This is a genomic window from Bacillus sp. MM09(2025) (assembly GCF_050496725.1).
In the GTDB taxonomy this organism is placed as follows: Bacteria; Bacillota; Bacilli; order Bacillales; family Bacillaceae; genus Bacillus; species Bacillus pumilus.
This window is the reverse complement of sequence record NZ_JBNWEN010000004.1, coordinates 809,432-827,630: the sequence shown is the minus strand read 5'-3', so window position 1 is coordinate 827,630 and position 18,199 is coordinate 809,432. Positions and strand designations below refer to the sequence as shown.

The 18,199-nt window shown below is 41.1% G+C and carries 15 protein-coding genes; 13 read left to right on the top strand and 2 right to left on the bottom strand.

The features are described 5' to 3' along the window. Positions 1–121: 121 nt before the first annotated feature. Together ACQYAC_RS10615 and tagH are read left to right on the top strand one after the other, a co-directional pair. Positions 122–949, top strand: coding sequence for an ABC transporter permease (locus ACQYAC_RS10615; RefSeq protein WP_142945334.1), 828 nt, complete (start codon positions 122–124; stop codon positions 947–949). 19 nt (positions 950–968) lie between these two features. Further along, positions 969–2,570 carry a teichoic acids export ABC transporter ATP-binding subunit TagH gene (gene tagH, locus ACQYAC_RS10610; RefSeq protein ID WP_429943260.1) on the top strand — a complete coding sequence of 534 codons (1,602 nt, stop codon included), beginning with the start codon at positions 969–971 and terminating at the stop codon, positions 2,568–2,570. A gap of 26 nt (positions 2,571–2,596) precedes the next feature. Here the strand turns inward: tagH and galU are convergent, their stop codons facing one another. Beyond that, positions 2,597–3,478, bottom strand: a complete 882-nt coding sequence (gene galU, locus ACQYAC_RS10605; RefSeq protein WP_034660174.1) for a UTP--glucose-1-phosphate uridylyltransferase GalU — start codon at positions 3,476–3,478, stop codon at positions 2,597–2,599. Between the two features lie 269 nt (positions 3,479–3,747). Between galU and wecB the strand changes: the two genes are divergently transcribed. Then, complete coding sequence (wecB, locus tag ACQYAC_RS10600) at positions 3,748–4,887, top strand: non-hydrolyzing UDP-N-acetylglucosamine 2-epimerase (RefSeq protein WP_429943259.1); 1,140 nt, start codon at positions 3,748–3,750, stop codon at positions 4,885–4,887. A 34-nt stretch (positions 4,888–4,921) separates the two neighbouring features. Here the strand turns inward: wecB and ACQYAC_RS10595 are convergent, their stop codons facing one another. Continuing rightward, positions 4,922–5,842 carry a LytR family transcriptional regulator gene (locus ACQYAC_RS10595; RefSeq protein ID WP_342491026.1) on the bottom strand — a complete coding sequence of 307 codons (921 nt, stop codon included), beginning with the start codon at positions 5,840–5,842 and terminating at the stop codon, positions 4,922–4,924. Positions 5,843–6,024: 182 nt separating this feature from the next. Between ACQYAC_RS10595 and ACQYAC_RS10590 the strand changes: the two genes are divergently transcribed. The 10 genes from ACQYAC_RS10590 to tuaE all read left to right on the top strand — a co-directional run bounded on the left by ACQYAC_RS10590 (position 6,025) and on the right by tuaE (position 18,169). After that, positions 6,025–6,348 (top strand): hypothetical protein, encoded by a 324-nt coding sequence (locus tag ACQYAC_RS10590; RefSeq protein WP_035701604.1) that lies wholly within the window; start codon positions 6,025–6,027, stop codon positions 6,346–6,348. Between the two features lie 24 nt (positions 6,349–6,372). Continuing rightward, on the top strand, positions 6,373–8,481 hold the full coding sequence (locus tag ACQYAC_RS10585) for a SpoIID/LytB domain-containing protein (RefSeq protein WP_144461710.1): 2,109 nt from the start codon (positions 6,373–6,375) through the stop codon (positions 8,479–8,481). A 23-nt stretch (positions 8,482–8,504) separates the two neighbouring features. Continuing rightward, entirely contained in the window at positions 8,505–9,995 is a 1,491-nt protein-coding gene (locus ACQYAC_RS10580; protein WP_058013545.1) for an N-acetylmuramoyl-L-alanine amidase, read from the top strand. 233 nt (positions 9,996–10,228) lie between these two features. Next, complete coding sequence (locus ACQYAC_RS10575; RefSeq protein WP_061409772.1) at positions 10,229–10,801, top strand: hypothetical protein; 573 nt, start codon at positions 10,229–10,231, stop codon at positions 10,799–10,801. Between the two features lie 199 nt (positions 10,802–11,000). Beyond that, on the top strand, positions 11,001–11,660 hold the full coding sequence (locus tag ACQYAC_RS10570; RefSeq protein WP_034281119.1) for a sugar transferase: 660 nt from the start codon (positions 11,001–11,003) through the stop codon (positions 11,658–11,660). Positions 11,661–11,678: 18 nt separating this feature from the next. Continuing rightward, the gene (gene tuaB / locus ACQYAC_RS10565; RefSeq protein WP_429943258.1) at positions 11,679–13,130 is read left to right on the top strand and encodes a teichuronic acid biosynthesis protein TuaB; all 1,452 of its coding nucleotides are present in this window, start codon (positions 11,679–11,681) and stop codon (positions 13,128–13,130) included. Beyond that, positions 13,127–14,311 (top strand): teichuronic acid biosynthesis protein TuaC, encoded by a 1,185-nt coding sequence (gene tuaC, locus ACQYAC_RS10560; RefSeq protein ID WP_429943257.1) that lies wholly within the window; start codon positions 13,127–13,129, stop codon positions 14,309–14,311. The genes tuaB and tuaC overlap by 4 nt, the downstream gene beginning before the upstream one ends. A gap of 79 nt (positions 14,312–14,390) precedes the next feature. After that, complete coding sequence (gene tuaD, locus ACQYAC_RS10555) at positions 14,391–15,728, top strand: UDP-glucose 6-dehydrogenase TuaD (RefSeq protein ID WP_429943256.1); 1,338 nt, start codon at positions 14,391–14,393, stop codon at positions 15,726–15,728. A 14-nt stretch (positions 15,729–15,742) separates the two neighbouring features. Continuing rightward, the gene (locus ACQYAC_RS10550) at positions 15,743–16,672 is read left to right on the top strand and encodes an NAD-dependent epimerase/dehydratase family protein (protein ID WP_429943255.1); all 930 of its coding nucleotides are present in this window, start codon (positions 15,743–15,745) and stop codon (positions 16,670–16,672) included. Between the two features lie 39 nt (positions 16,673–16,711). Beyond that, a complete protein-coding gene (gene tuaE, locus ACQYAC_RS10545; RefSeq protein ID WP_429943254.1) occupies positions 16,712–18,169 on the top strand; it encodes a teichuronic acid biosynthesis protein TuaE in 1,458 nt (485 codons plus the stop codon). The last annotated feature ends 30 nt before the right edge of the window (positions 18,170–18,199 follow it).

Genomic DNA, 18,199 nt, shown 5'->3' with positions numbered 1-18,199 from the left:
CTTCTAGTTTGATGTGCATGACTTTTGTTATAAGATGAAATGTGCATCGTTATCTGTTACAATTATGAGCGGTGCTTTTTAAAAAAGTAATCCCAAAAACTTATATCTAAGGAAGATTAGAATGAACGCAATGTTGACGATACTAAAGGAGCAAATCAGCTCATTTCCGCTGATTATGCGACTTGCTGTTTATGAAACAAAATCAAAATATCAGATGAATTATTTAGGTGTTTTATGGCAGTTTTTAAATCCATTGATTCAAATGCTGGCTTACTGGTTTGTTTTTGGTATGGGCATTCGCGGAGGACAGCCAATTGTCATTGGAGGCATGGAGGTTCCATTTATCATCTGGATGCTTGCTGGATTAATCCCTTGGTTCTTCATTAGTCCGACGATTCTTGATGGATCAAACAGTGTGTTTAAACGCATTAATATGGTATCGAAAATGAATTTTCCGATTAGTGCGCTGCCGTCTGTGGTGATTATGTCCAACTTGTTCAGCTACTTTGTCATGATGGGCGTCTATTTGATTGTGCTGATTTCCTATGGCATCTATCCTGACGCACATTGGCTGCAATATATATACTATCTTATTTGTATGATCGCGTTTATGTTTTCGTTTAGTTTGTTTAATTCCACGATTAGCGTACTCGTGAGAGACTATCAATTTCTTTTGCAATCCGTGACACGATTACTTTTCTTTTTGCTGCCGATTTTTTGGAATATTTCAGAGAAGCTCACTGGAGACAAAGCGTGGATTGGGGATATATTAAGATTGAATCCTCTTTTCTACATTATCGATGGTTTTAGAAATAGTTTGTTAAAGGGAGAATGGTTCTTCCATGATGTCAAATACACACTTTATTTTTGGCTGATCACGCTTCTTCTTTTAACAGTCGGTTCATTGCTTCATATGAAATTTAGGGATAAATTTGTCGATTTTCTTTAAAAAGTAAGGAGATTATACGATGAAACTAAAGGTTTCGTTTCGAAACGTATCCAAGCAATACGTCCTATATAAAAAGCAGTCAGATAAGATTAAAGGGCTGTTTTTTCCTAATAAAAATGAAAAAGGTTTTTTTGCTGTTCGTGATGTGTCCTTTGATGTCTATGAGGGAGAAACGATTGGTTTTGTAGGGATCAACGGATCTGGTAAATCCACGATGTCGAACCTTCTAGCGAAAATCATTCCACCGACAAGTGGTGAAATTGATATGGACGGCCAGCCTTCGTTAATTGCAATTGCTGCAGGGCTGAACAACCAATTAAGCGGGAAAGATAACATTCGCTTAAAGTGTTTAATGATGGGACTGACGAATAAAGAGATAGACGAGCTTTATGAAAAAATCGTAGAGTTTGCGGATATTGGTGACTTTATTGACCAGCCTGTAAAGAGCTATTCAAGCGGAATGAAATCGCGCCTTGGCTTTGCCATTTCAGCGCACATCGATCCAGATATCCTGATTATTGATGAAGCGCTCTCTGTTGGAGACCAAACCTTCTATCAAAAATGTGTGGACCGTATTACAGAATTCAAAGAACAAGGAAAGACGATCTTTTTTGTCAGTCACTCTATTAGCCAAATTCAAAAAATCTGTGATCGGGTAGCTTGGATGCATTATGGTGAACTTCGTATGTTTGATGATACGAAAAAAGTTGTGAAAGAGTATAAGGAGTTTGTTGAGTGGTTTAACAAGCTTTCAAAGAAAGAGAAAAAAGAATATCAATTGAAACATAAAGAAGGCCGCAAAGGCGTACAGAAGACAGAAAAGGTGTCTCGTTATCAAGAGAACGGAAAACGGCGTTCACTGTTCGGACCCGCATTTCAAGTGACAGTTTTAGCAGTATTAACGATATTGCTTGCCTTATCGATGTTTTCAGATCGCCCGCTTCGTACACTGGCGACATTTGGTGCAATCCCATCAGATAAGATAGAAGCGCCTCATTCGAAGAACCCGGAGACCAAGGGAGCTCCCGATATGAAAAAGGTGGATCAACAGGTGATTGTCACGTCTGATCCACTCACACTTTACAAAGACCAAGCCTTGAAAAAAAAGGCGGATGTCACCTTGCCATTTGGACAAGAAGTACAGGCTGTTGCTGAGAATAAACAAACCGTCCAAATTAAAACAGCTTCAGAAACGTATTTTGTCAAACCTGCTGCGCTTCAAAAAGCAGAGGAATTAAAGTCATTATCCATTGGACCAGGACAGTTTAATTCCTATGTATCGCCTGCATCGGCAGGTTCGTATGAGTATTTACTTTCTTTCCTTGGAAAAGAAGAATCTGTGCTTAAGCAAAAAATGCAAACGCTGAGCTCGATCAAAAGTGATCAAGGCGGAACGATTGAGCGATTGACCACAGAGAAAACTGACTATGTCATTGAAAATGGTGAAGCAAATGCGATTGTCTTTCATGAGGTGATGCCGATCTCTCCTTCGACACTTGGACTGACAGAACAGAAGATTTGGATGAATGAGAAACAAACGAAATTCGCATTAAAGGGCGAAAGTAATCTGTTTGTCATTGATAATGAACAGCATACACTGACGATTTCAGTGATGAAATAAAAAGCTGCCGAAACCGGCAGCTTTTTTTAATTCACTTCTTCTTTTTCGAGAAGCTGTTTCATAAATGGAATGAGTTTCTTTTTCAGATCCTCATCTTGAAGGGCAAACTCGAGAGTCGTCTCGATGAAGCCTTGCTTCTCACCGACATCGTATCGTTTTCCTTCGAAATCATAGGCGAATACACGCTGGATGTCATTCAGCTTTTGGATGGCATCTGTCAGTTGAATTTCCCCGCCTGCACCAATTTCTTGCTGATCAAGGTACATAAAGATCTCTGGCGTGAAAATGTAACGTCCTAAGATGGCTAGATTGGATGGTGCGGTACCTTGCGGCGGCTTTTCCACAAAGTTTTTCACTTGATAGCGGCGTCCTTCTTGTGTAAGAGGGTCGATGATCCCGTAGCGATGCGTATCGCTGTCTGCTACCTGCTGAACACCGATCACAGATGAAAGGGTCTTTTCATATTCATCCATCAGCTGGCGAAGCCCAGGTGTTTCAGCTTGGACAATGTCATCACCTAATAAAACGGCGAAAGGTTCATCGCCGATAAAGTTGCGTGCGCACCAAACAGCGTGTCCAAGTCCTTTAGGTTCCTTTTGACGTATGTAATGAATGTCAGCAATGTTTGAGGATTTTCTCACCTTTTCTAAAAGCTCGCTTTTCCCTTTTTCCTCTAGATTGCGCTCTAGCTCTGGTGCAAAATCAAAATGATCTTCAATGGCTCTTTTTCCTTTTCCAGTAACGATAATAATGTCTTCAATTCCTGATTCAACAGCTTCTTCAATAATATATTGAATGGTTGGTTTATCAACGATTGGCAGCATTTCTTTAGGCATTGCCTTTGTGGCAGGGAGGAAACGTGTCCCAAGACCTGCAGCTGGTATAATGGCTTTACGTACTTTTTTCAATGAACTTTGCACCTTCCTTACATAGATAACCGATTTAATCAATCAATGTTTGTTCTTGGTCGTCTGTTTAAAGTGTAACTTACAAATCATAGGAAAGACAAATGATTTCACTAAAATGAATTTTAGATAATTCATATTTTATATGTTAAATGTAAAGGAAAGAGAAATTTAACGTTAATTCAATGTAAATTTCTTTTTTTATACCATTAAATTTATCCTCCAAATTGTGTATAATTGAAAGTACTATACTAGGAAAGAGGATTAAACAAGTGAAAAAACTAAATGTAATGACTATTTTCGGTACTAGACCTGAAGCGATCAAAATGGCACCACTTGTCCTTGAACTGAATAAACATCCACAGATAAATTCGATTGTTACTGTAACAGCTCAGCATAGAGAAATGCTTGATCAAGTCCTTGAGGCTTTTTCTATTACACCAGATCATGATTTAAACATTATGAAGCAGCGCCAGACATTATCTGAAATCACATCAAATGCACTATTGAAGCTAGATCAATTATTCCAAGAGGAAAAACCTGATATTGTCCTTGTTCATGGAGACACAACAACAACCTTTGCAGGAAGCTTGGCCGCATTCTACCACCAAATTTCAGTCGGTCACGTTGAAGCGGGTTTAAGAACACACAATAAATACTCGCCGTTCCCTGAGGAATTGAACCGACAAATGACAGGCACAATTGCCGATATTCATTTTGCTCCTACAAATGAGGCGAAGCAGAATCTTTTAATTGAAAATAAAAAAGAAGAGACGATTTGTGTGACGGGGAATACTGCGATTGATGCGTTGCAAACAACGGTTACAGATCAGTATCAGCACTCTATTTTAGAGAAAATAGGCACAGATAAAATGATCTTGTTAACGGCCCACCGCAGAGAGAACCTTGGCCAGCCGATGAAAAACATGTTTAGAGCCATTAGACGTGTTGTAGAAGAATTTGAAGATGTTCAGGTCGTTTATCCTGTTCATTTAAACCCTGCCGTACGTGATGCAGCTCAGACAGAATTTAGTGGTCTCGATCGTGTACACTTAATTGAACCGCTTGAAGTCGTTGATTTCCATAACTTTGCTGCCGCTTCGCACTTTATCTTAACGGATTCTGGCGGTGTACAAGAGGAGGCTCCTTCTCTAGGGAAGCCAGTATTAGTGCTCCGTGATACAACAGAACGTCCAGAAGGCGTGAAAGCCGGCACACTTAAGCTTGCAGGTACGGATGAAGAGACCATTTACAAAATGGCAAAAGAGCTGCTAGTAGATCAGAAGGAATATGACAGCATGTCGAAGGCGTCTAACCCTTATGGTGATGGACAAGCATCGAAACGAATCGTCCAAGAACTTCTTCATCGATTTGGATTAAGTGAAGAAAAACCTGCCCCATTTAAATCATAAAAAAAGAAGACTACAATCATGTAGTCTTCTTTTTTTACTGCTCCAAACTGTCCTTCAATTCCTTCTTCACTTTAGCCAGACTGCTATCATCAAGCTGATAATAATAGATATTATTGATGCGTGCTCCCGTACCTTTCAGCTCGTGCTGCTCCACATGCTGTCTTGCGTCACGGTAGTCATTCATCATCGTCCACATATCATCGAATGACATGTTGGTCTTCATATTGTTTTCCACGACTTTGAACATATCGCCGAACTTTGTAATAGATGAGATGTTTGCCCCTTTAGCAATGATGCCTTCAATGACTTGGCGCTGCCTTTGCTGACGTCCGAAGTCACCCTTTGGATCTTGCTTTCTCATTCTTGTGTAGGCAAGGGCTTGATCGCCATTTAGATTAATTTCTCCTGTACCAAATGAATGGCCATCATAGCTGAAAGCAAATGTGCTGTTCACTGTAATGCCGCCAAGTGTATCGACAATGTCTTTAAAACTTTCCATATTCACTTTTACAAAGTAATCAACAGGTACATCAAGCAATTCCTCTACAGTATCAGCTGCCATTTGTGTACCGCCGAATGCATAGGAGTGGTTGATTTTATCCATTGTGCCTTTTCCGACAATTTTCGTATACGTATCACGCGGGATACTCACCATCTCAGTCGTTTTGGTTTTTGGATTGACAGTCATGTATATTAATGTATCTGCACGGCCTCGGTCATTTTTTCTTTCATCAACGCCCATGACTAAAATAGAAATCGGGTCTTTCTTATTTAAATCGACATCTTTGTCACGCTTATCTGACTTCTTTAAATTCTCCTGAATGCCTGCCACGGTTGATGCTGCTGTATTCCAAAGATGATATGCATATCCGCCAGTTGCTAATACGAATAAGCCAATAATCGATAAAACAATCCAAAGAACTTTTTTCTTCTTTCGTTTTCTTTCAGCTCTCATAATGTCCCTCACCTTTTCTATGATTCTTCCATGATTATAGGTTTACGAATCTTGATAAACAAGTTATTTTTTTACTCTGAACCTAGATATAGACGTTGTAACAAAAAAAAGGTTTCAAAAAACCTTAAATTTACCTTAAAATATTAAGTTATAAGACGATACAAAGACATGAGGTGAAAAAAATGAAGAAAATCGTCGTTTTACCGTTCTTAATACTACTACTTGGTATCGTGCTCACAGCATGTGGAACGGCTGAGCAGTCCTCAGGAGAAAACAAGACAAGCAGTTCAACTCCTCAGGTGCTGGAAGAGAAAGCTGAATTTATTGGAATGGCTGATGCACATACAGTCGAAGTGAAAAAAGTGAATACGACCTTAAGCTATGAATTTACGGATAATTTTAAAGATGTTTTAAATGAATTCAAACCAGGAGACAAAGTAGAAATCTCTTACTTTATCAATGACAGTGGTCAAAAGGAAATTCAAAAGATCGAAAAACAGAAGTAAAAAAGATGGGCGGGATGAACAAAATTGAAGAAAACAGGCGTTACACTTATTGTTCTCATGACAATGACTCTATTAATTGCACCCTTTCAGTCTGCCATGGCTAGCTCGACAATTTCAGTGAAATTGTCTAATTATATCGGAAATAAACAAACGATGGACTTATCCACAGCTGGAGAATACAAGCTGTCAGGGTCGAATGTGGCTGTTACGAAAAGATATGATGGCAAAAATCGATACGAAGTTGCCAATAGCATCGCGTCTGCCGGCTGGAAGAATCCATCAACAGTTGTCATTGTGAGCCGTGATGCATTTGATCATGCTATTTCTGTATCACCGTTAGCTTACAAACTAGGCGCACCCATTTTGTATACAAACATTGAAAAACTGACAAAAACAACTGAAAATCAGCTGAAGAAAATGAAGCCGGATAACATCCTGATCGTTGGTAACACGAAAAGTATTTCAACAGCTGCTGAGAAATCTATTAAAAAGTATGGGAAAGTCAGACGTATTAGTGGAAAAGACAAGTTTGAAATCTCCCAAAAAATCGCTAAAGAAATGGGTAACTATAAGCAAGCTGTCGTTGTCGGAGGAAACTCATTTATGAATGGGATTGCGATTGCATCCTATGCATCGAGAAAGGGTTACCCAATCCTGTTAACAAAAAAAGATTCCATTCCGTCTTACAAGCTGCCAAGCAAAGTCATCATCATCGGCAGTACGAAAAGTACGGGACAAAAAGTAGAAAATCAAATTAAAAAAACGTCACAGGTGACAAGAATCAGTGGTGCCAATCGCTATGAACTCTCTGTGAATATAATGAAGAAATTAAATATCAATGCAGATAAAGTTTATTTGGCAAAAGCCGCTAGCTATATTTATGCTATGCCGCTGTCTCAATTGGCTGCAAAGTCTAATAGTACTGTTGTCTATGTGAAACCGGATTCTGTCACAGCGTCACTAAAAAAACTGCTGAAAGAAAAGGGTACATATGCTTATCACCTTGCTGGTAGCACAAGTGCGATTAAAGATAGCTTGAAGAACTCATTAGCCAAACAAGTCTATCTGAAAAAAAATCAAAACTACCAATTGAATATTTCTAACGGAAAAATTTCATTAAAAGGTATAAAGACGTATAACAATGTAAGAGTTGTTCCTGAGAAATATTCAACGAAAAATATCCTTCAAATTGCAGGAAAGCCTTACCTAGGCAGCGTCAACTTTGCAATTGAATCAGGTTATATCAGGCCGACTCTTGAAAATATTCCATTTGAAGACTATCTAAAAGGCGTAGTACCAAATGAAATGCCTGCAAGCTGGCATGTTGAAGCGCTAAAAGCACAGGCAGTGGCCGCTAGAACGTATTCAGTGAAAAGTATTGGAAAAGTCGTACCTGATACAACCGCCTTCCAAGTATATGGAGGATATAACTGGTACACGAATTCGACAAAAGCTGTCGATGCCACAAAAGGGAAAGTACTGAAATACAACAATCAGCTCATTTCAGCCACCTATTATTCTAGTAATGGCGGCTATACAGAGGCAAGTGAAGAAGTGTGGGCAAATGCATTGCCGTACTTAGTGGCCAAAAAGGATACAAAAGATCCAGTCAATGCATGGACACTAAAACTCTCTAAAAAGCAGCTAGGCACTACATTGACTGCTAGCACAGCAGCATCTCAGTGGTCTAAGGCAAAAGAGACAAATGCAGCGGATCTTGCTGGTCTCAAATCATGGCTGCTCAAAAATAAAGAAACAGCTGCATCTGATATGAAGATTGCATCCATCTCAAGCTTGACGTTCTCAGGAAAAACAAAAGGACAACGTGCGAAGACGGTATCAATCAAGCTGACATATCATCTGAAAAATAAAACAGGCACATATGCAGTAAACAAAAGTACAACGGCAAGTATGAAGATGACCGAGTTTAGATCCATCATGGGCGCAACAAAGGTGAAAAGTACATTTGCGTCAGTCAAAAACAATACAAATGACTTTACGATTTCAGGAAAAGGATATGGCCACGGCATTGGCATGAGCCAATACGGAGCCAAAGCTAGAGCAGAATCTGGAAACTCATATTCTTCTATACTTTCGTTCTACTATCCGGGTACAAAACTAACAAACTATTAAAGGATTAAAGGAGGACATAGACGATGCGCTCAATCATGAAAACAGCCATCCTCAGCCTCATTGCTATTTTCGTTATCGTTCCAACAGCTTTGGCAGACAATTCAGTCTCACGAATTGATGGCGGGAGCAGATATGCTGTAGCGGCAAACGTAGCGAAAAAAGGATGGGGAACTGCAAGTACAGTCGTTTTAGTAGGAAAAACTGCGTATGCAGATGCAACAGCAGGAATTCCACTTGCATACCAAAAAAATGGACCAGTTCTTTACACAAACAGTAAAAGCCTTTCGGGTGATACAAAAAAAGCCTTAACTTCATTAAAAACAAAGACGGTGATCGTTTTAGGCAGTACATCAAGCGTGTCAAACAACGTGGTCAACCAAGTGAAAAAAATGGGCATCTCCACACAGCGTATTTCAGGAAAAAACCGATATGAGCTATCTGCCAATATCGCGAAAAAAATGAAAAAGCCAGCAGGCGTCGTTGTTGTTGAGGGTTCTTTCTATGCACATGGGATTGCAATTGCACCTGTAGCAGCTCAAAAAGGATTCCCAATTCTATACACAGATAAAAAGGGACTTCGTTCTGAAATCGCTTCTGTTGCAAAAGCAAGCAACGTGAAACAAACAATTGTAGTCGGTGGAGAGAATTACGTCACAAAAGCAGCTTATAACCAATTAAAGTCTCCAACGCGAATCAAAGGCTCGACTCGTTATGATGTCGCGGCAAATATTGTGAAAAAGTACAATATGAGCGTCAATAATACCTATGTAGGAAGAGGATTTGGTTATGCCACTTCATCTTCTGCTGCAGGAATTGCAGCGAAGCAAAACAAAGCATTGCTTCTAACGAATGAAAAGACGCTGCCAAAAGTAACAAGAGCAACAGTGAGCAGCAAGAAAATCACCAAATTTACTGTCGTAGGCAGTACAAATACAGTGACTCCGACTGTTGTGAACCAGTTGAAGAACCCGGCTGTTGGTAAAAAAGTATTCATTGATCCAGGTCATGGTGCACATGATTCAGGAGCTGTAGGCTACGGGTTATATGAAAAGAACTTGAATTTAGATGTAGCCAAGCGTTTAAATACGAAATTAAACAACGCGGGTGCACTTGTTACGATGTCAAGAACATCAGACACATTTGACAGTCTTCAAACACGAGTGAGTAAAGGTGCGTCAGCAAATGCAGATATCTTCATTAGTGTCCATGCGAACTCAAATGATAACAGCAGTGCAAACGGAACAGAAACGTATTATGACAAAACATATGCGTCTGCAAACAGCTTGAAGCTTGCGCAAAACATTCAGCCGAAAATGGTCAGTGCACTTGGTACTAGAGACCGTGGTGTGAAAACAGCTGGATTCTACGTAATTAAATATTCTAAAATGCCGAGTGTTCTTTTAGAAACTGGTTTTGTGTCAAGTCCAGTTGACTCAAATATCTTGAAATCTGCTACGTATAAAGATCGTTTAGCGTCAGGCATTTCAAGCGGTGTGTCTGGTTACTTTAGATAAGAAAATACAAACATGAGGGGTGCCTAAGATACTCCTCTTAGGCTGCTCGAGAACGTCTCTCGGCAGCCTTTTTTCAAAAGTCTATGAAATAATCGAGTCGACAATATTGTGTCAAGTTAAAAATACATTTCATTTCTAGTTATCTTTGTTATAATTGAAACATAAAAGGTGAATGGTTTACGCATGAATCTTCAAGCGATAGCCAATCGACAAATCATGAAGAGGTGACGATCTTGAAAAAATTAATCACAATGCCGTTTCTAGTATTGCTTCTAGGTGTATTACTCACAGCTTGCGGCACAACAAATCAATCCAACGACAACAGTAAGGATGACAGCAAAAAGGAAACAACCGAAGCAGCTGATCAAAAGAAAGAAAATGCTTCAGAGGAAAAAACAGAAGATCAGTCATCAAATGAAAAAGCGGATGATCAAAGCAAAGAAACAGTTGCTCAAAAAGAAGAGCAATCTGGTCAATCTGATGAAGAGGCAAAAGACAGCTCAAGTAAAGAAATCACAAAAGAAGAACCTGCTAAGGAACAATCAAAAACTGATTCTAAAACAAAGAAAGAATCAACAACAAATAATAAAAATGAAGTCACCAAGGAAGGCACATATGTCGGCTTGGCTGATGGACATACCATTGCTGTGAACATTGATGGCAAAGAAGTCGCTATTCAATTTGGAAATACGTTTTCTAAACAAGTGAACAGCTTAAAAGAAGAATCAAAAGTGAAAGTAACTTATACAAAAGATGCAAACGGAACCCTTCGATTAAAAACAATCGAATCCGTTAAAGCAAAATAAAGAAAAGACACAGAGACCCGCAGAATTGCGGGTCTTTTTTACGTTGAAAAGGGCATAACTTGATATAAGTGCACATTCTTAACATAGTTTTACAAGACTTAACAACGCATTTACATTTGCTTAATGTTGCTCTGCTAAACTGACTTTCATAGAACATCTCTTTACACAACAACTAATTTGAATGGTGAGGTGCTGGTCAGTGAGTGCAGAGAAAGCGATGAATCTTTATAGAGAATATGAAGTGAGACGAAACCACTCTTTTGCCTTAACAGAACATATGGTTCGTTATTTATTTGCAAAACGTTTCATAGATTTAATGTTCTCGTTCATCGGATTAATGTTGAGTACGCCAATCATTTTGCTGTTTGCTCTTTTGATTAAGCTGGAAACACCGGGACCAGCCTTTTATATGCAGGAGAGGGTCGGGAAAGACGGTGTTTACTTTAAATTATGGAAGCTCAGATCGATGAGAACCGATGCTGAGAGCGGAGGAGCGAAATGGGCACAAAAAAACGACCCGCGTATCACCAAAGTAGGAGCTTTCATTCGTAAAACAAGAATCGATGAACTCCCTCAATTCATCAACGTGTTAAAAGGAGAAATGAGTATCGTAGGTCCGCGGCCGGAAAGACCGATGTTTACCGCAGAATTTAATCGGACGATTCCAGGTTTTACAAAAAGATTAGCGGTCAAGCCGGGACTGACAGGTCTAGCTCAAGTAAATGGAGGATATGAAATGAGCCCAAGTGAAAAATTAACACACGACTTACAGTATATTCAAAACTTGACATTTTCTCTCGACACGAAGATTATGGTAAAAACGTTAAAAGTCATCATGACGGGTGACGGAGCCAGATAAGTAAAGTAGGGAAGAGAAATGGCAAGTATGAAAAAACGCATGCTAGGCGGGGCAAAATGGACAAGCTTGTCCGCATTCATCATTACGATCATCCAAATTGCACAGTTCGCTTTTTTAGGGAACGTGATGTCACTGAAGGAGTTTGGACTCGTTGGCATGATCACAACTGTCACCATATTTACGCAGATTTTACTTGATCTAGGGATCGGGGCAGCGATCATCCAAAAGGAACAAACAACAGAACGTCAATTATCTACATTATATTGGATCAACTTACTCACTGGAGTTGTCTTATTCTGTTTACTCATTCTAGTAAGCCCAATGATTGCCGCCTTTTATAACCGGCCAGAGCTGGAAGGGTTGCTGAAACTATTATCGATCATGTTTCTGATTGCTCCTATTGGCCAGCAATACCAATACATGATGCAAAAGGACTTAGCCTTTAAAACATTAAGTGCCATTGAAGCCATTGCAACCATGATATCGCTGATTGTTTTACTCGCTTTGGCCTTCTTTATCAATCCGATTGTTGCCTATGTCATTTCTCAAGTGCTGCTGCAATCAGGAAAAGGACTTATGTATGCCGCAGCTTATTGGAAGAAGTGGCGCCCAGCTCCTGTTTTTGCATTAGGAGAGGTGAAAGAATTTTTCTCATTCGGCGCATTCCAGCTCGCATCTAGACTAGTTAATCGAGCAGGATCGAACATAGACATGATTTTAATCGGCCGGTTTCTTGGAGCGGAAGCGTTAGGAATTTATAGCTTGGCGTATCAAATCGTGACGATCCCCGTGCTGAAGATTAACCCAATCGTGACGAGAGTGGCCTTCCCTGTTTTCGCAAAAAGCCAGCGTGATCACTCCATGCTGCGAGAGGGCTTCCTCAGTATGACGAATATGCTCGCATTGATTAGCTTTCCACTATTAATCGGTCTTGCTGCCGTATCAGATAGCTTTATAGAAGTAGTGTTTGGGGAGAAATGGCTCGTAGCTGTTCCGGTTCTTAATATATTGTGCATTGTCGGCCTTCTGCGTGTGCTGATGAATCCAAACGGGTCAATACTCCTTGCAAAGGGGAAAGCGGACTTAGCCTTTTATTGGGATACGGGTATGCTTCTTGTGTATGGATGCGCCTTATACGCAGGTGTCAGCACAGGCAGTCTGCTCACAGTAGCTTGGGTTTACTCAGGTGTCAGCCTGCTCAACTTCATTGTCGGCAGATGGCTCATGGCGTATGTCATTCAGCTAGATATGAAGGTGTATTTAAAATCACTTAGCAAGCCTGCTGTTATGACGCTATTGATGGCCGCCTGTGCGGTAGCCCTGCATCAAGGGATGAAGCTGACATCAGCAGACATTTTACTTCAATTAGGACTGACGATTTGTGTCAGTGCAGCATTGTATGGCTTGCTGCTCATCAAAATGTATCCGCAGGTAGCAGGCAAATTATTGAGAAGAGGTCGTTCGTCATGAAGGTGCTATGGCTGACAAGTGTATATCCTAGTGAAAAACATCCAAGTGAAGGCGTATTCCATGAAACGCAGGTGCAGGAGCTGCTCAAACAAGGAATACAAGTGACCGTCATCTGTCCCAACCCAGTCAATCCACCAATTTTGCGGATGCTGAAAGCGTCGTATCGGCAGAAAAAGGATCTGCCCGAACAGGAAGTGAGAAACGGAGTGACCGTATACAGGCCGCCCTATACAGCGCTCCCTGGACAGCTAAAATGGGCACAGCCAAGTAAACGAATAGCGGCTTCCGTTCTCGGCGCTATGCAGCGTTATCAGCTGTCACCAGATTTTATCCATGCGCACTTTGCAATGCCGTCTGGCGGAGCGGCGGCTGTGATTCAGACAGAAACGCAAATTCCTTATCTTTTGACCTTACATGGCAGTGATGTGAACGTGTATCCGGGCTATAGCAAAGGGGCACATGGAGCCTTTGAAATGGCGGTGAAACAGGCATCTGCTGTTCTGACGGTAAGTGAGGAGCTTGCTAAAAAGACAAATGATATGACCAAAGTAGAAGCAAAATGCCTCCCGCTCGGTATTCCACTCCAGTCATTTTCTAAAACGGAAGAAGATCAACAAGGCATCAGGGAAAAGTTAGGCTTACCCCTTCACGACAAGCTCGTTGTCTTCGTCGGGCGATTAGTCAAAGAGAAGGGCTTACTTGAATTAGCTGATGCTGTCAGCGGCATGGATGGTGTGAAAGCAGTTTTTGTCGGAAAAGGTCCCCTTGCAAAGGAGCTAACAGAACGGGCTGGAGCATCCATTATACTCCCAGGGCAGGTGCCGAATGATCACGTGAAAGACTATTTAGTGGCAGCCGATCTGTTTGCACTCCCATCCTATAGTGAAGGAATGCCAACCGTCGTTCTGGAGGCGCTCGCTTTAAAAGTGCCTGTCATTGCGACAAGAGTCGGTGGTCTCCCAACCTTATTTTCTAGCTATCAACACTTGCTCGTTGATCCGCATTCGGCAAATCAGTTAAAAGAGGCCATTCACGCCTATCTTTATGAAAACAGATGGAATGAGCAAGTGAAAAGCGATCTGTATCAAATCGTTCATACAGAATATTCATCAGTAAATAATACGAAGCAGCTCATACAGCAGTATGAAAAGGTACTTCATCAATCAAGATCCATCGTTTAAACAAGATAAAATGTGCAAAGAATGATAGATAGATAAACAGCTTGGAACGGACAATATGCTTTTACTGAGAGGATGAAAAATGTTGAAGAAAATTGCTGTGATTGGAACAGGGTATGTCGGGTTAGTATCGGGTACTTGTTTTGCTGATATCGGAAATCGTGTCATCTGCTGTGACATCGATGAATCAAAAATCAACAGCTTAAAAAGTGGTGTCGTTCCCATTTATGAACCGGGTTTAAAGGAATTGATTGAAAAGAATACGGAAGAAGGAAGACTGATTTTTACAACCAATATTCCTGCTGCTATCCGGGAATCAGAGATTATCTATATTGCTGTAGGAACACCGATGACAGCACAGGGGGATGCTGATTTAACGTACGTGAAAGCTGTCGCTCAAACAATTGGTGAACATCTAAATGGCTATAAAATCATCGTTAATAAAAGCACAGTGCCCGTTGGAACAGGCCGGCTCGTTCAAGCCATTGTCGAAAAAGCATCGCGCAGTAAATATCCCTTTGATGTCGTATCCAATCCAGAGTTCCTCAGAGAAGGCTCTGCCATCCAAGATACGATGAATATGGAGCGGGCAGTAATAGGCTCGACAAGCACCCATGCGTCAACCATCATCAAAAAATTGCATGATCCGTTTCAAACAGAGGTTGTAGAGACCAACTTAGAAAGTGCTGAAATGATTAAATATGCTGCAAATGCCATGCTTGCCACAAAAATCTCATTCATCAATGACATTGCAAATATTTGCGAGCGGGTGGGTGCTGATGTTGAAAAAGTTAGTGAAGGAGTTGGATTAGACAGCCGCATCGGGCATAAATTTTTAAAAGCGGGCATTGGATTTGGTGGGTCTTGTTTTCCGAAAGACACGATGGCTCTTCTCAAAATTGCTGAAACAGCAGGCTACCGGTTCAAGCTGATCGAGTCCGTGATTGAAACGAACAATCACCAAAGAGCACACCTTGTCAGCAAACTGATGAGTGTATTCGGTGATATTAGAGGAAAAACCATCTCTGTTTTAGGTCTCGCATTCAAACCGAATACAAATGATATGCGTTCTGCGCCTGCATTAGATATTATCCCAATGCTGAGAGAGCTGGGTGCCTTTGTGAAGGCCTATGATCCGATTGCTTATGTAGAAGCAGAACGAGAGCTTGGCCCGCAGGCTGTCTTCAGTAATGACCTGTATGAAACAGTAAAAAATACGGATGCTTGTCTCATCTTAACAGAATGGGATGACGTACAGAAGATGGATAAAGATCAAATCAAGCAGCTGCTTCGTTCACCGATTGTAATTGATGGAAGGAATTTGTTTGATCCAGCAGAAATGAAAGATAGAGGATTTATTTACCAGTCTATCGGCCGCACAGGCGTATGGGAAGCAGAATTGGTATCAAAGGCACAATAACAGGGGGAGCTTGGATGAAGAAAGTATTGGTTACTGGGGGAAGCGGATTTATTGGATCACACACGGTAGAGGCTTTACTAGAAAAAGGTTACGAGCCCATCGTTTTGGATAACTTTTCAACTGGATCTCGGGAAAATATTGCCCACCTATCCGTTCAATGCATTGAGGCAGATGTCACAAAATCAGAAACGGTCGGTTTGATCAAACAAATAAAACCGGATTATATCATTCACCTTGCAGCACAGGTGAGTGTCGCCGTGTCTGTTCAGAATTTCATTTATGACGAAGAGGTCAATATCAAAGGGTCCCTGCACGTCATGAAAGCAGCGGCTGAAACAGGTGTCAAGAAAGTGGTATTTGCCTCATCGGCAGCTGTCTATGGAGATCCTGTGTATCTGCCAGTAGACACCGCTCACCAGTTAAAGCCTGGTTCGCCGTATGGTTTATCAAAACTCACAGTAGAGCGGTACTTAGAAATGGCAAAAACATTGTATGATGTGGACTATTGTATTCTTCGGTATAGCAATGTTTATGGTCCGCGACAAGACGCACTTGGCGAAGGCGGGGTTGTCTCTATTTTCTCTGATAAGTTTGCAAAGGATGAGGCTCCTTACATTTTTGGAGACGGGGAACAAACAAGAGATTTCATCTATGTAGGTGATCTAGCAGCAGCGAATGTTGCGGCTTTAACAGCTCAATCAAACGTTTGTTTAAATATTTCATGTGGGGATTCGATCACTGTGAATGAGCTGTTTCAAACGATGAAGCGAGTGACGAGGTCGCATCTTGAACCAATTTACAAGCCGCAGCGTGCAGGAGATATTGTGCATAGTACATTGGCAAATGAGGAAACGAAACAAGTCTTATCATGGGAGCCTGTTGTGAGTTTACAGGAAGGTTTGGCTCGTACCATTTCCTACTATGAACAGGAGGTCAAGGCTTAATCGCTCAAATCGGATGGGTTGCTTAGGAGGATAATGAGTATGAGTGTGAAACAAACAGCATGGCAAATCATGATTGGATGTATTTTGTTTACAGCAGGGATCGGGCTTGTACAATTGGCATCCTCGCAGCCCGTCGGGTTAAAGAAGATGGTGGCTGTTCCGGTTATACTTCTGATCCTGTCGGTTGCTCTCGTGTTGATGAAGCTGTACATGAATGGTGAGCAACTCTTCATGTCAGTCATCTATCTATTGATTACATTGACCTTTCTCAACAACGCTTTCTTTTCTATTAGTGCAGGATTCTTTAGTCTTTTTCTCTACCGTATCATGCTCATCGCCGCTTTTGCTTTATTCATATGGCGGATGAGAGATAAGGGGACGTACATATCTCAGTGGCAGCAAATTCGTGTCAAAGGTATTCTTGGTTTTTTCGCTGCATGGTTTCTTTACGGGCTCATCTCACTGCTTTGGGCTCATTCCGTCACAGACGGTCTGAAGTATATGTCCCTTCTTGCAATGGGGATGGGATTTGTCTTTCTTGTCGTCATGTATATTCAGCGAATGGACCAAGTAGTGACCTTTTATAGCATTTGGCTTGTCATGACTGTGTTTGTGATGGGGATTGGGTTCTATAACCACTTTACATTGAACCATTTACCGAATACCTCATTGTATCTAGGGCCAGCGTATAAACAGCACTATCCTACATCTGTCTTTTTTAATCAGAATGACTTTGCAACGTTTTTATCGATTAGTTTCTTCTTATACCTAGCATGCATGCGTCAAATGAAAAACGGTTATATCAAAGCGTTTGGATTATTAGGTGCAATTGCCGCGCTGTATCTCATTTTGTTAACCGAATCCCGCGCTAGTCTGCTTGGGATATTAGCAGGAGTGGCGATCTATGTGTGGCTGCTGCTCCCGCGTTTTCTCAAAAAGTGGTCAATCATTGCAGCAAGCGGACTTGTCGTCATCGGTATCGCAGTCTTTTCAGCTAAGATTTATTCAGTTTTTTATGACTTGTTTCTCGCTTCTCAGGTCGCGCATTCTTTTAGTGAACCCCTCCCGTCTAATATTGCGAGAGCGAATTTAATCAAAAATGCTTGGCACTTCTTTACGAATTCATACGGATTCGGAGTTGGAGCGGGGAATGTGTCTTACTACTTAGCTCACTTTTCGATCTTTGATACAGACCAGGTCGTAGAAGTGCACAATTGGCTGCTGGAATTGATGACGAACTTTGGGTTTGCAGTCATGCTGGGCTATATCTCACTATACGCCTATCTCATGTTCACACTGTACAAACAATACCAATGGGCTGACACAAGATCGGCAAAAATGATCATTGAGGGGTTGTTTGCAGCCATGCTGAGCTTTCTCGTTTCAAGTATCAGTCCTAGCTCCGTCTCGAATTTATATTTCCACTGGGTATTTTTAGGACTGGTGATCGCAGCGGTGAATATGTTGAAAAACAAACAACGACTCAAGTTATGGTAAACCGTGTGTGATGCTTTGTTTGTATGGCTA

Bases quoted from the DNA above. Each gene is read 5' to 3' on its own strand.
- ACQYAC_RS10590 (WP_035701604.1), top strand. From the start codon at position 6,025: ATGAAGAAAATCGTCGTTTTACCGTTCTTAATACTACTACTTGGTATC.
- tuaE (WP_429943254.1), top strand. From the start codon at position 16,712: ATGAGTGTGAAACAAACAGCATGGCAAATCATGATTGGATGTATTTTG.
- tuaB (WP_429943258.1), top strand. From the start codon at position 11,679: ATGGCAAGTATGAAAAAACGCATGCTAGGCGGGGCAAAATGGACAAGC.
- ACQYAC_RS10615 (WP_142945334.1), top strand. From the start codon at position 122: ATGAACGCAATGTTGACGATACTAAAGGAGCAAATCAGCTCATTTCCG.
- tuaC (WP_429943257.1), top strand. From the start codon at position 13,127: ATGAAGGTGCTATGGCTGACAAGTGTATATCCTAGTGAAAAACATCCA.
- ACQYAC_RS10595 (WP_342491026.1), bottom strand. From the start codon at position 5,842: ATGAGAGCTGAAAGAAAACGAAAGAAGAAAAAAGTTCTTTGGATTGTT.
- tagH (WP_429943260.1), top strand. From the start codon at position 969: ATGAAACTAAAGGTTTCGTTTCGAAACGTATCCAAGCAATACGTCCTA.
- ACQYAC_RS10550 (WP_429943255.1), top strand. From the start codon at position 15,743: ATGAAGAAAGTATTGGTTACTGGGGGAAGCGGATTTATTGGATCACAC.
- ACQYAC_RS10580 (WP_058013545.1), top strand. From the start codon at position 8,505: ATGCGCTCAATCATGAAAACAGCCATCCTCAGCCTCATTGCTATTTTC.
- tuaD (WP_429943256.1), top strand. From the start codon at position 14,391: ATGTTGAAGAAAATTGCTGTGATTGGAACAGGGTATGTCGGGTTAGTA.